The sequence below is a fragment of the Bacillus sp. MC1252 genome, from assembly GCF_056838025.1.
On record NZ_CM166369.1, the window covers coordinates 801,580 to 814,905 of the forward strand.

Below are 13,326 nucleotides of genomic sequence, written 5' to 3' on the forward strand. Positions count from 1 at the left end.
ATGGCTGTATGAATCGTTTGTTTCTTGTGATTGTCGCAATCGGTGTTCCACTATCTGTCATTGGCAGTTTTTTTCACTTCCCGCAGGTTGTCATGTTCGCTGTTTATTGTATCGCCATTATTGGTCTTGCTAGTTTTATGGGAAGAGCCACAGAAAGTCTTGCCATCATTGCGGGGCCAAGAATCGGTGGACTATTAAACGCTACATTTGGAAATGCAGTGGAGTTAATCATTTCGTTTTTTGCCTTAAAGCAAGGGCTGACTGCCATTGTACTTGCTTCATTAACTGGATCGGTCATCGGGAATTTACTGCTCGTGGCAGGGCTGTCTTTTTTCGTTGGCGGATTAAAATATAAGCGCCAAGAGTTCAATGTCCACGATGCAAGGCACAACTCTGGCTTGCTCATGTTTGCCATCATTGTGGCGTTTGTCATTCCAGAAGTGTTTTCGATGGAAATGGCTGAGGAGAAGCAATTTGTTTTAAGCATTGGCATTAGCATTGTGATGATTTTGCTTTATGTTGCAGCACTCTATTTCAAACTGGTCAGCCACCGAGGTGTTTATGTTGCCAAGCAGGAGAGCATGGACGGAGAGGCGGAGACGGAAGAAGAAATACCTGAATGGTCTGGTAAGTTTGCCACTTTGATTTTGCTGCTTGCAACGATGGCCGTTGCGTACATTTCAGAGCGCCTCGTCCATACATTTGATACAGTGGGAGAACAATTTGGCTGGAGTGAGCTGTTTATCGGGGTCATTATTGTCGCTATCGTCGGCAATGCAGCGGAACACGCCTCTGCTATCATCATGGCGTATAAAAACAAAATGGATGTGGCGGTGGAAATTGCCTTCGGCTCAACGCTTCAGGTCGCCATGATGGTGGCGCCTATCCTTGTCATCAGCTCTCTTTTTTTCGAAAAGCAGATGCCGCTGATTTTTTCCTTACCAGAACTCATTGCAATGGCATCCGCTGTCTTACTGACGGTCATTCTATCAAATGATGGTGATACGAACTGGTTTGAAGGGGCCACATTACTCGCTGCCTATTTTATTATGGCGATTGGATTTTTCCTTTTATAATCTTTTGTGGATAAGGGACGTCTTTGCGGAAAATACTATGGAAAAATGAATGAGAAAGAGTGATGATATGAAAAAGATGCCCCGCATCATGTTTGTTGTTCTCTTATCCTTAAGTTTTCTATACAGCTTTCCAGCCGAGGCGGCTAAGCCGTTTAAGGTACCATCGTCTGTCGCCAGTATCTCAAAGGAAAATACGTATCCAAACGCGTCACAAGATCAGCCGCTGCTTCAGCCGAGCGAGCTGACGGCCGAATTATTTAAAACAACGAATGTACCGATTGAAAATACCCATTTGATTAAAATGCTGAATGAATCCAGCATCTCAGGAACGCCGTTAGCTGTTGGATATCGTGCGACCATTTTCCTCGGAAGATGGGCACTGAGCTACGATTCAAATGAAACCGTCGCCAACTGGGAATACAAAAAAGTGAACACCAATCACATTGATAACAGAGGCGGAAACAAAACAGCCATTGGCAAATATGTTCAAAAGCAGCAAGTGAAAGTAAGCGGAGGGCTCACAGCAAAAGTACCAAACCCAGAAGATGTGAAAACATTGATGATGCAAAAAGCCATCCAAAAAACAAAGCTGCCGCTCGCCTTCGACACGGTGATTGGCGCAGGAACAAAACGAGATCAGTCATACCATGTTTCTCCGAAAAAAGCAGCATCCTTGCATGCCTATGCTCCAGCCATTAACGAAAAAGGAAAGGTCACATACGGAGAAGTGTACCTTGTGCTAAAAGGAAATAAACGCAAACTCGTCGTAAAAAACGTGACCTCACAAGGAATCGGCGCATGGATTCCTGTTCAGGATCATCTGACGTTTGGGTTTCAAGGGATGAATTAAAACAGTCAACTCCTCTATTGATAAGAGGAGTTGACTGTTTTTTGCTAATAGGTTTTATCTTTTTTCTTTTTCATTTCACTTATGTAAAAGTCAAAGGCGTTATAGAATAACCATCCAATGAACAGAAATAAGAAGACCTTAGTAAACGTCGTCAGGTTGTTGAAAATCAAGCATAGGGAAACAAAAGGTATGATCATAAAGCCGTAATACGAAAACCACCATGTTTTAAAAATGAAACTCAGCCCCTTGAACATGTGTATTATTTAACAATTTATTCATATGTTACTATTTTATAGGTGGGTAGTAAACCTTTTAAAAAAATAAAAAAGCCGTTGTAGAAGCTCAATCAATCGAGCGACTACAATGGCTTCTATTTTTCCTTATTCCCCTAAATCCACATTATGATAAACCTGCTGCACGTCTTCAAGCTCTTCTAATACATCGATTAGTTTCTCAAATTGTGCTTTAGATTCATCATCTAATGTCACTTCGTTTTGTGGAAGCATCGTGATTTCGGCGACAGTGAATTCTTCGACACCGGCTTGTTTGAATGCTTCTTGTACGTGATGGAATTGATCTGGCTCAGCGTAGACGATGACCGTTTGATCTTCTTCCATGATGTCACGTACATCAATGTCTGCTTCCATTAAGAGCTCAAGCGTTTCTTCTTCGCTTTTCCCTTCGACACCGATGACCGCAGTTTGGTCAAACATGTAAGCAACAGATCCACTGACGCCCATGTTTCCGCCGTTTTTTCCAAAAGCCGCACGAACATCCGAAGCTGTACGGTTCACGTTATTGGTGAGGGCATCGACGATCACCATCGATCCGTTTGGACCAAATCCTTCATAGCGCAGCTCATCGAAGTTCTCTTCTGAACCACCTTTGGCTTTTTCAATCGCACGGTCCACAATGTGTTTTGGGACACTATATGTTTTTGCACGTTCTAGGACAAAGCGAAGTGCTTGGTTTGATTCTGGGTTTGGCTCACCTTGTTTGGCAGCCACATAGATTTCACGCCCGAATTTTGCGTAAATACGACTTGTATTGGCATCCTTTGATGCTTTCTTTTCTTTAATGTTGTTCCACTTACGACCCATCTTATTCACTCTCTTTCACTTAGTAAATACACAGTATGAGGGTCCCCATGCTGCATGAAATCATTCTGCCCTCTATTATACATGAATCAGTCAAGGGGATAGAAGCAAGAGGGCCGAAATGAAGAAATTCCTTAGCTGATGTGTCCAAGCTGTTCAAGCGTCTCATGTTTCTCATGAGGTCTAGTCAGCTCGTCACATTGAATGATCCTGCCGTCTAATAAAGTAAATAAAGCCATTACATCTATAAGACCACGATCTCCGCTGGTCAGCTCGACATGTACAGTGTAACGAAAACATCCTTGCTGCGTCTCTTCATCAAATAACACATCATGAAAGGCGGGGATCTTGAGCTGTTTTGTCATTTCTTTTAATGTGAATAGATGCTTTTTAAATTCATCAAGCGTGGAAACCTTTCCATCGGTCACTTGCTGATAGTCAGGAGAAAAATAAGTCTCCACCTTTTGTACATCTAATTCAGTTAATACATCCTGATACATTTGCTTGATGAAAAAAATCGCTTCTGCCTTTGTCATCTATAAACATCCTCTCTTTTTATTAACTGACTAACTAAATAACATTATAATTAACTGGTTAACAAAAAACAATGACAAAAAATAACCTCACAAAGAATGAGGTTATTTTGCAGGCTGAGGATAAACGAGCTCTTCAAGCAATTTGACATCGTGCTTATGAAGCTGCTTGATGATTTCTTTACGTACAGCGAGGGCGGCTTCGAAGTATTTTTCATCTTCGACCATCCCTTTCACAGTGATTTCTATCCCGCGATTAAGCTTATTGAGACCCATAATTCCATGAACCTGAAAGGGTTCAATGGCGTTTTGGAATTCATCTTTTTTGAGAAAATCATGATGCATTTGATTCAGCTGGTCACAAGCTGATTCAAGCGCTTGAAAGGCGATGTCTGGGTTCTGATTGGCACTAATTAACACCGACTCCGTGATACGCATGTAATGTATGTTGTAGTTTTGAATTTGCCGGATGTCTCCGTTAGAAATGGTTAACAGCTTGCCGCTCCATTCTCTAATTTGCAGAGAACGGAGACCAATTTCTTCAATGGTTCCATTAAAGAGATTATTCACCGTCACGTAGTCACCTTTATGAATCTGCCGTTCATAGATCAGGAAGATGCCTGCTAAAATATCACGAATCAGTGTCTGGGCGCCAAAACCGATGACGATTCCGGCAACACCAGCACCAGCAAGAATTTTTCCAAAGTCATGAAAGAAGAGAGAAATGACATAGAACACAAAGCAAATCGAAGCTGTGTACTTCGTCACAGATTTGACCAAGCTCTCGATCGTTTTCTTCTTCTTATCTTCAATAAACTCCGTTCGTTTAAAGAAAATTTGAAGGGCTTTGTTGATGATAAAGACGGCAAACCAAAGAACAAGCCCAACAATTAGAATTTCAATGTATTTGTTCTTGACCACTGTCAGAAATGTATCGTCCATTTATCGGTTACCCCCTGGCTGTACGAGAAGTAAAATCAACATCTTGATAATAGCTGTTTTTCACAAGAACATTCGGACCAAGGCATTGCACACTTGGACAATGACAATTCAGTTCTTTCGCTAATTTCGTGTCCATCCAGCGTGTATATGCAGATTGCAATGTATCGGTTTCAATATTTCCAAGCGGCGGCGTATCGCCAAAGTCTGTCACAATAATATTCCCATCAAAAATATTCACATTCAACCTTGAGCGGCCGTCAGGATCATTTCGTACAGTGATATTTTTCTCCAGGCGCAATCGCTTTAGGAGGCGATGGTCTTCTTCATTTGTGCTGCATGAATAAAATGGCAAGGTGCCAAACAGCATCCATGTGTTCTCATCACGAATATCAAGCAGCTGATGAATCGCATCACGCATTTGCGGAAGCGTTAATGACTCAAGTGCACTAGCGAAATCGCTTGGGTACATCGGGTGAACTTCGTGACGCTGACATTTCATCTCCTCCACGATTTGACGATGGATGTGTTCAATGTAAGGAAGCGTGCGCTTATTGAGCATGGTTTCAGCGGATACTGTGACACCCGCTTTCACAAGTGCCTGACTATTTTCGATCATGCGGTTAAATAATTTTTCGCGCTGCTGCAAGGTTGGTTTTCTATCCATCATCGCAAAGCCGACCGTTGCAAACTCTTCGACAGTGCCCCAGTTATGTGAAATGTGCAGAACATCTAAGTATGGAATAATCTCTTCATAACGCGCCAAATCAAGTGTTAAGTTTGAATTGATTTGTGTGCGGACGCCGCGTTCATGGGCATACTTTAATATAGGTACGACATATTCCCGCACAGACTTGAGAGAAAGCATTGGCTCTCCGCCTGTAATACTTAGTGAGCGCAAAAGCGGAACTTCCTCTAAACGGCGAAGCAGCAAATCAAGTGGCAGTGCATGCGGGTCCTTTGGCTGCAAGGTATAGCCAACCGCACAGTGCTCACATCTCATGTTACATAAAGTCGTTGTCGTCAGTTCAATATTTGTCAGCTTCATTTCTCCGTAATCCTGCACATCGAGATAGGCTTCCCAAGGGTCGTATGCAGGTGTGATCGGACGAAGTGCTGTTTTTTGATTCATGGTATCTATCTCCTTTTCATTCGGGCAAACGCAGACCCGCCAACAGTTAATTTTAAGCCCCATGCCCGTTATACGCAAGGGGGGGAGACAATTGATTTATAAGAGAAAGAAAGATAAGCTATAAACAAATGCTAAAGGGAGTGTATCTATGGGCAAGGCAGCAGACAGCAAAGAGCAGCAGGTTGATTATTTAAAGAACCGATTAGATATGTTTATGAATGTGATTGATTCATTAGATCCCGAATCAACAGACGTTGAGGATATAGACAGACTGATCCAGATGATTGACGATCTAGAAGCGAAATATGAACGGTTTAAAAAAGATTGGAAGGAAGAATAGCTCGCGCGGATGCGGGCTTTTTTCTTTAAATTGGCAGGTGAATGGACGTATGAGTCTCGGTCATATTCTGCACAATAAAAGAAAAACTGGGAAGTGACGTAGATGAAAAAATATATGCTGATCTGTTTATGTGTGCTTTTTGTTTCAATGCCTCTGTCAGAAGCAGCAGCCGAGTCTAATAAGCCCATCCACTGGGGATTCGCTAAAAGCAAAGAGCACAAACCAGCAGATGCTGGAAAGGAAATGACGACACTCCTAAAAAAATATGATGCCTTTTATTTAGGAAACACGAAAAAGAAAGAGATTTACTTCACATTCGACAATGGCTATGAAAATGGGTACACACCGAAAATTTTAGACGTGCTGAAAAAACACCAAGTACCAGGCGCCTTTTTTGTGACAGGGCACTTCGTGAAGGATCAGCCGCAGCTTGTGAAACGTATGGCAGAGGAAGGACATATCATTGGCAACCACTCCTATCACCATCCAGACTTAACGAAAAAGAGTGCGAAAGAAATTAAAGAAGAGCTAGACAGTGTAAATGAAGCGGTGTACAAAATTACGGGAAAACAAGATAACCTCTATCTACGTCCGCCGCGCGGGGTATTTAGCGAAAGAGTATTAAAGGAAACAAAGAGGCTTGGCTACCAAACCGTTTTCTGGTCAGTTGCCTTTGTGGATTGGCATATCCATCATCAAAAAGGAAAACAATATGCCTATGATGAAATGATGAAGCAGGCACATCCAGGTGCGATTTATTTACTTCACACCGTCTCACGAGACAATGCCGAGGCACTGGATGAGGCCATCACAGCTCTTAAAAAACAGGGGTATTCCTTTAAAAGCCTAGACGATCTCATGCTTGAAAAAGTATGGCATCTGCCGCAGCTATAGAAAAAAGCTTGCAGAGGAACTGCAGGCTTTTTGGTTATTTAAAAATCCGGAACCACCCTTTATGCTTAAACCATAAAAGCATACCCGAGACGAGCAGACCCATGAAAATAAGCACGCCAAAATAGCCGTATTTCCAGTGCAATTCAGGCATGTTATCAAAGTTCATCCCGTAAACCCCAACAATAAAGGTCAGTGGGATAAAAATAGTCGACACAATCGTCAGTGTCATCATAATCGCATTCATCCGATTGGAATTCAGCGTCTGATAGCTGTCTCTTAAATCTGCTGTCATGTCTCTGTTCGACTCGACAATCTCTGTCAATTTTAGAAGGTGATCATAGATGTCATTGAAATAGGCTTGGCGATTTTTGTCGTTTTTCATCATGTTCATGTTCACGATACGGTATAAAAGGTCTCTCATCGGAATAATTGTCCTTCTTAGCTTTAACAAGTCTGACCGAATCCCGAATACTTCGTTCATTAAAGTGCCATACGTTTTATGACCTTCTTCATCTTCAATCTCATTTAGCCTGTCTTCAATTTGATAAATAATCGGGAAATAATCGTCAACCAGATCATCAATCAGCATGTAGGCAAGATGCTCAGGTCCACTATTTCGTGCGTGTTCAGATGCTTTTAGCTTTCGAATCACACGATCAATGTATGGTGCTTCCTTTAAGTGAAAGGTGACAATATAACTTTCACCAACAAACAGATCCACTTCCTCTGAACGAAGTGTTTTTTGATTGAGCGCATGAAGAACGAAAAATAAATACTCTTCATAAAAATCAAGCTTAGGCCGCTGTAAATAATGGAAGCAATCTTCAATTGAAAGCGGATGAAACTGAAAGAATTCCTTCAGCAGCGCTGCTTCTTTTTCCGTTGGCGCATGAAAGTCAATCCAATACCAGGCGGTATCGGGGCTTGAAAGCTGCTGCAATGTTGCATGTTCAATCAAGTCTCCGTTTTTTGTCACTGCAAGTTTTTTCAGCATATACACCCCTCCAGACTTGCATTATATCATGAAGCAGCGTGCACAAACTTATTCATCTTATCCACAAAAAAAGCCGATCTCATGATTGAGATCGGTCCATGTGCGTGTATGATTGATGGATAAAGGCGAGAATTAAGGACGACGGAAGTTGACGAAACCACCGTTACGGTCAAACCATCCTCTAAATGCCCAGTTGATGTAACCGCCGTCACCTTTATTTGTGAAAGATCCATTTTCAAATACCCAAACTCCATAAGTGATGCTTCCGTATTTCACAGTAGCGAACGTTTTGACTCCGCTAAAACGAGTCTCGTAGCCTTGGCTTAAGTTAAATACCATGACATTGTATTTAGCGCCAGCAGCATAGAAAGCAGACTCCATTAAACCTTTGACAAAGCCTTCACGGTTTGTGTTTGCATTTGCAGCATTGATCAGTGCATTTGCAATTCCAAGAACGTCAAAGTTAATGTTTACGTTTGTCGCATTTGTCGATGCTTTACCTTCAGCAACTTTGTTTAAAACAGTTTGCTGAACAGTTGTTGAAACTGGAGCAGCTTTTTGCTCAGCAGCATCAGCGAATACTGGTAGTGTTGAAGAAACAGCAGTGGCAAGGGCAACAGAAAGAATAGTTTTTTTCATTGGTCGGATCTCCTTTGTTTTTGAATTTTTTGGGTCTTCTTTTTCGTAAAACGTGAAACTAGGTGAAGCCGGTAATCAATGAGGTAAATATGTTCCTGCAAGATGAAACAAATGATTGCCTAATCCGCTAATTCCTTTGTTCACCTCCTTGATATGTCATAATTATACAAATATTTTTGAAATAGAAGATATCACCCAGAGGTTCTATTTCTAATTTAAGGAAAATGATCCTAAAATGTTGAATAATCGTGTCGAATATTAGCTAAATTCGACTAAAACTTTCATCAATCCAAAAGGAAAATGACCAAGAATAAGGAAGATATAACTGATAAATTCTTGTACTCTTTATATTTAAAAGTATTCAATATAGAGAATGATTCACGCAAAATGAAACAATCACATCCGCGTGTGTTTACAGAAAGGAAGAGGAAAAACATGTGGGAAAAACAGCTGGTGGTTGAGCCGCCATATCACTTTGATCAAGTGCTCAGACGCTTATCAAGTGATCCATTAAAGGCAGTCGATTTAAACAAAAGAGAAATCAAAGTGCCGATGAGGTTGGATCAAAAGCCGTACGTGGCAGTCGTTCAAGCCACAGGAACAAAAGAAACGCCTACGTTCCGGGTGCAATCAAACGGCCCTGAGAAACCCATCATTTCTGAAGTGAAGCGGATTTTTGGCATGGAGCATCAATTACACGTTGTTCATAACCATTTTTCTCAAACGAATCTAGCGTCTATTTTTGAACGTCACATCGGAACACCGCTCATGCTGGACTTTCATTTATATCATTGTTTGATGAAATGCATCATTCATCAGCAGCTCAATCTAGCGTTTGCTTATGAGCTCACGAAACGGTTTGTTCATTCGTACGGTGAGCAAATAGAAGGCGTTTGGTTTGACCCTTTACCGGAAACCATCGCATCGCTTGAAACAGACGATCTGAGAAAGCTCCAATTCAGTCAGCGGAAGGCAGAATACGTTATTGATGTATCAAAGCGAATTGTGAGCGGCTCTCTTTGTTTAGAGGAATTACACGATTTGCCGGATATAGAAATTGAGGAACGTCTGCTTCCGATTAGAGGCATTGGACCTTGGACGGTTCAAAATGTCCTGATGAATGGACTTGGAAGACCAAATCTCTTTCCGGTAGCAGATATTGGTATTCAAAATGCCATCAAACGGCACTTTGACCTGCCTGAAAAACCGACAAAAGAGGAGATGGCAGCCTTAAGCAAGGAGTGGACGCCTTATTTAAGCTACGCTTCCCTTTATTTATGGAGAAGCATTGAGACAGATAAATAAATGAAAGGCATTTTCTCTCTTTGTCCAAGTCGTGATATACTAATGAGATGGAATAAAATGAGGACAACCTATAACGGTTCAAATAGAACGGAGAGAATGAAATTGAAAGAAAAACAGCAAGGGGCCCTTCTGCAAAAGGGGCAGCAGTTCCCGCTTACCATTAAACGCCTTGGTATTAATGGTGAAGGGGTCGGTTATTTTAAAAAGCAAGTGGTCTTTGTCCCGGGTGCGCTTCCAGGTGAGGAAGTGGTCGTTGAAGCAACAAATGTACAGGCAAAATATGCAGAAGGTACGGTCAGAAAAGTGCGAAAACGCTCGGAGCATCGAGTGAAGCCGCCATGTCCAGTATACGAGCAGTGCGGCGGCTGTCAGCTTCAGCATTTGGCGTACGAACAGCAGCTAAAGGAAAAACGTGATATTGTCATTCAATCAATGGAACGACACACGAAGCTATCGGTTGAAACGCTAGACATTCGACCAACGATCGGCATGGAAGATCCGTGGCACTACCGGAACAAAAGTCAGTTCCAAGTAGGGCGGTCTCATAGCGGCGACATCATCGCTGGGCTTTACGGACTGAATTCTCATAAGCTTGTGCCGATTAAGGAATGTATTGTGCAGCATCCGAAAACGAACAAAACAACAGGCGTTGTCCGCAAAATTTTAGAGAAATTCGGCGTATCGGTTTACAATGAACGGACAAGAAAAGGTGACGTGCGGTCGATTGTCGTGCGAGTCGGCTTTGAAACAGGTGAAGTGCAGGTCGTCCTTGTCACATCAAAACCTGAATTTCCAAAGAAAAAAGAAATTGCCGAAGCCATTCAAAAACGTCTGCCAGAAGTGACGTCCATTATGCACAATATCAATGGCGAAAAAACGTCGGTCATCTTCGGGCATAAAACATCTCATCTAGCAGGCAACATGGTCATCCAAGAATTTTTAGGAGACGTCTCATTTGAACTAAGTGCACGTGCGTTCTTCCAATTGAATCCGAAGCAGACATTAAAGCTTTACGATGAAGCGAAAAAAGCGGCCAAACTGACAGGAAAAGAAAAGCTCGTCGATGCCTATTGCGGCGTTGGCACCATCGGCATGTGGCTCTCAGATGGCGCAAAAGAAGTCAGAGGAATGGATGTCATCAAAGAATCGATCGATGATGCCAAAAAAAATGCCAAAAAACACGGCATGAAACACGCGACCTATGTGACAGGAACAGCTGAACATTGGCTGCCAAAATGGGTCAAAGAAGGCTTCCACCCTGACGTCATCGTCGTGGACCCGCCAAGAACAGGCTGCGAAAGCACCTTCTTAGACACCGTCAAACATGTCAAACCAAAACGCTTCGTATACGTCTCTTGCAACCCATCCACACTAGCAAAAGACCTGCAATACATGTCAAAAGACTACAAGATCGAATACATGCAGCCAGTCGACATGTTTCCGCATACGGCGCATGTGGAGTGTGTGGTGTCTTTATCCCTTAAATAATAAGGAATTGACGGCTATGATGAACCAAAAACAGCAAATGCGGTCAAACGATTCCAATCATGCATGGACACAGCAGAATTGATGGACCGAAAACGAAAACAGCAATAGAAAAGGCACATTATCTAAATGAATAAAAGACCCTTCCAACAGGAGGGGTTTTACTTTAACTAACAATCTATTTTATTTTTTTCCTAAGCGCTCATTTCGTATTCTCTTCTATCATTGTACTTAGTACTCTATAATGAGACATCCATCAGGAGCCCTCGATTCTCAAACAAATCATTTTTTATTGTCTCACTCAAATATCAGCTGTATGAATATAAAATAAATTTTAAAAACCCAAAAAGGCATATAATAGCCAATCAGGGTCTTTGGCAAGGTACTCTTTAAACACAACTTTTACAGGGAGTTATTAAATATGAGACTGAAAGAACATGAAATATAACAACTTTATACATTCGTAAGAGGCCCACCAAATATTTAATCATTAAAACTGCAAAATGATTATTGGAGGGATTATGATGAATGACAAACAGTTTTCTTCATTTATAAAACAAGCAGATGAACCTTTTGTTGGGTGGGATTTCTCATTCATATCTGAAACTGGAAGAATGAAAAGTGAGTTGCTTTCATGGTCATATGGTAGTATAGCTATTTCTCTTGTTCAAAGTGCAAAATCAATACTAGATATGGGTACAGGTGGTGGAGAGTTTTTATCAAAATTAAGACCTTTTCCAACATCAGTTTATGCTACAGAAGGTTACATGCCTAATGTACCTATCGCAAAAGAACGATTAACACCTTTAGGAGTTAAGGTAGTTCAAATTGATAATGATGGAATTCTTCCGTTTGAGACTGGAAAATTTGATCTTATCATCAATCAACATGAGTCATTTTCATCTAAAGAGGTGAGAAGAATTATCTCGAAAGAAGGTATTTTTCTAACACAACAAGTCGGTGGACTCGATTGCATAGAGATTAATGAACATCTAAGGGAACCAATAAATGAGGAATTTATTGATTGGAACTTAAAGCTAGCTTTAAAAGAAATACAGGAGAATCATTTTGAGGTTTTGAAAAGTGCCGAAGAGTTCCCCATTCTAAGATTTTATGATATTGGAGCATTGGTGTATTATCTTAAAGCAATTCCTTGGCAAGTGCCAGTTTTTGAAATAAGTAATTTCAAGGATGAATTATACACCATTCATAAAACCATTGAACAAAAGGGTTATTTTGACGCAAAACAACACCGATTTATTATTTTAGCTAAAGCAATATAGTTGGAAATGGGGCCTACGATATATTTGAAGGCTCCATTCTAATTCTGAACTAATACCACTCCTGTCAGCACTATCAAATCATAGGGCTTTTACTGGTCATGGATTGACTACATTCGGGAGAGTTTTTTAACTGCTGCCTTCAAGATAATCACTAATTAAATGCTAGGCTGCTTTTTTCTCCATAACCTTTTATTTATTTTCATGGATCCAAACGGAATCCTTTATTATATGTAACTAATTGTTGGGCTTAAAAGCATTCCAAAAAAATATAGGAGGATAACGATGAGCCAATTCGAGATCCTGACAAAATACAAACCGATGCTTCAGGAGGATCGTATCGGAGAATGGGAAATCGATCAAGCAAATGATGGAACAGCTGAACACTCAATCCAGATGCCCTTTGTGAATGATTCTGAAACGGTCCGTCACTTTATCGAAGATGTCTATACCTTTGCAGAACAACATCAAGAGATGGAGCTTACCCGCTACAGAGAAATCCTCAAAGAAAATGGCATTGAAGGTGGAACGAACGATTTGGGGAATGTGGATGTATCAGATTTAAATGCGCAGTGTGTACTGGCTCTCATCATGGGGATTGTGATGGCTGAGTGGTTTTGCGATGGTGCCATCTTCAATTTCTTTAAAAGCGGAGCCATATTAAAGTGCCTTGAAAGATTGGATTGTTTGGAGTAAGGGATGTGTACGTTTGATAAAAACTGAACATGAATGGATTGAAACAATGAAAAACCTAGATGATAT

14 protein-coding genes and 1 pseudogene are annotated in these 13,326 nt (G+C 41.2%); 9 read left to right on the forward strand and 6 right to left on the reverse strand.

Annotated features, from left to right (window positions below):
* The first annotated feature begins 8 nt into the window (after positions 1-8).
* Positions 9-1,076 (forward strand): calcium/proton exchanger, encoded by a 1,068-nt coding sequence (gene cax / locus ACYH0L_RS03865; RefSeq protein ID WP_482354377.1) that lies wholly within the window; start codon positions 9-11, stop codon positions 1,074-1,076.
* 67 nt (positions 1,077-1,143) lie between these two features.
* The gene (locus tag ACYH0L_RS03870; protein ID WP_050944786.1) at positions 1,144-1,926 is read left to right on the forward strand and encodes a YfkD famly protein; all 783 of its coding nucleotides are present in this window, start codon (positions 1,144-1,146) and stop codon (positions 1,924-1,926) included.
* A 380-nt stretch (positions 1,927-2,306) separates the two neighbouring features.
* On the opposite strand, the gene ACYH0L_RS03875 is transcribed toward ACYH0L_RS03870, so the two are convergent.
* From ACYH0L_RS03875 to yfkAB, 4 genes are all read right to left on the reverse strand, one after another.
* Positions 2,307-3,026 (reverse strand): YebC/PmpR family DNA-binding transcriptional regulator, encoded by a 720-nt coding sequence (locus ACYH0L_RS03875; protein ID WP_099727656.1) that lies wholly within the window; start codon positions 3,024-3,026, stop codon positions 2,307-2,309.
* Positions 3,027-3,157: 131 nt separating this feature from the next.
* Entirely contained in the window at positions 3,158-3,559 is a 402-nt protein-coding gene (locus ACYH0L_RS03880; protein WP_099727655.1) for a nuclear transport factor 2 family protein, read from the reverse strand.
* A gap of 102 nt (positions 3,560-3,661) precedes the next feature.
* Positions 3,662-4,498, reverse strand: a complete 837-nt coding sequence (locus tag ACYH0L_RS03885; RefSeq protein WP_099727654.1) for a mechanosensitive ion channel family protein — start codon at positions 4,496-4,498, stop codon at positions 3,662-3,664.
* A 7-nt stretch (positions 4,499-4,505) separates the two neighbouring features.
* Entirely contained in the window at positions 4,506-5,627 is a 1,122-nt protein-coding gene (yfkAB, locus tag ACYH0L_RS03890) for a radical SAM/CxCxxxxC motif protein YfkAB (protein WP_230031558.1), read from the reverse strand.
* A 148-nt stretch (positions 5,628-5,775) separates the two neighbouring features.
* Here yfkAB and ACYH0L_RS03895 point away from each other — a divergent pair, with 148 nt between their 5' ends.
* Positions 5,776-5,967 (forward strand): SE1561 family protein, encoded by a 192-nt coding sequence (locus ACYH0L_RS03895; RefSeq protein ID WP_034323464.1) that lies wholly within the window; start codon positions 5,776-5,778, stop codon positions 5,965-5,967.
* A 114-nt stretch (positions 5,968-6,081) separates the two neighbouring features.
* Positions 6,082-6,861, forward strand: coding sequence for a delta-lactam-biosynthetic de-N-acetylase (gene pdaA, locus ACYH0L_RS03900; protein ID WP_371930236.1), 780 nt, complete (start codon positions 6,082-6,084; stop codon positions 6,859-6,861).
* A 34-nt stretch (positions 6,862-6,895) separates the two neighbouring features.
* Here the strand turns inward: pdaA and corA are convergent, their stop codons facing one another.
* Both corA and ACYH0L_RS03910 read right to left on the reverse strand, forming a co-directional pair.
* On the reverse strand, positions 6,896-7,855 hold the full coding sequence (gene corA, locus ACYH0L_RS03905; protein WP_482354378.1) for a magnesium/cobalt transporter CorA: 960 nt from the start codon (positions 7,853-7,855) through the stop codon (positions 6,896-6,898).
* Between the two features lie 132 nt (positions 7,856-7,987).
* On the reverse strand, positions 7,988-8,494 hold the full coding sequence (locus ACYH0L_RS03910; RefSeq protein ID WP_482354379.1) for a stress protein: 507 nt from the start codon (positions 8,492-8,494) through the stop codon (positions 7,988-7,990).
* A 435-nt stretch (positions 8,495-8,929) separates the two neighbouring features.
* Here ACYH0L_RS03910 and ACYH0L_RS03915 point away from each other — a divergent pair, with 435 nt between their 5' ends.
* The 5 genes and pseudogenes from ACYH0L_RS03915 (at position 8,930) to ACYH0L_RS03935 (ending at position 13,260) form a co-directional block, all read left to right on the forward strand.
* The gene (locus tag ACYH0L_RS03915; protein ID WP_482354380.1) at positions 8,930-9,799 is read left to right on the forward strand and encodes a DNA-3-methyladenine glycosylase family protein; all 870 of its coding nucleotides are present in this window, start codon (positions 8,930-8,932) and stop codon (positions 9,797-9,799) included.
* 96 nt (positions 9,800-9,895) lie between these two features.
* A complete protein-coding gene (gene rlmD / locus ACYH0L_RS03920; RefSeq protein ID WP_482354478.1) occupies positions 9,896-11,287 on the forward strand; it encodes a 23S rRNA (uracil(1939)-C(5))-methyltransferase RlmD in 1,392 nt (463 codons plus the stop codon).
* Between the two features lie 3 nt (positions 11,288-11,290).
* Positions 11,291-11,421 (forward strand): annotated as a pseudogene (locus tag ACYH0L_RS03925) (peptidoglycan-binding domain-containing protein); the annotation flags it as partial.
* Positions 11,422-11,805: 384 nt separating this feature from the next.
* Entirely contained in the window at positions 11,806-12,567 is a 762-nt protein-coding gene (locus ACYH0L_RS03930) for a class I SAM-dependent methyltransferase (protein ID WP_482354381.1), read from the forward strand.
* Positions 12,568-12,849: 282 nt separating this feature from the next.
* The gene (locus ACYH0L_RS03935) at positions 12,850-13,260 is read left to right on the forward strand and encodes a DUF6508 domain-containing protein (protein WP_482354382.1); all 411 of its coding nucleotides are present in this window, start codon (positions 12,850-12,852) and stop codon (positions 13,258-13,260) included.
* The last annotated feature ends 66 nt before the right edge of the window (positions 13,261-13,326 follow it).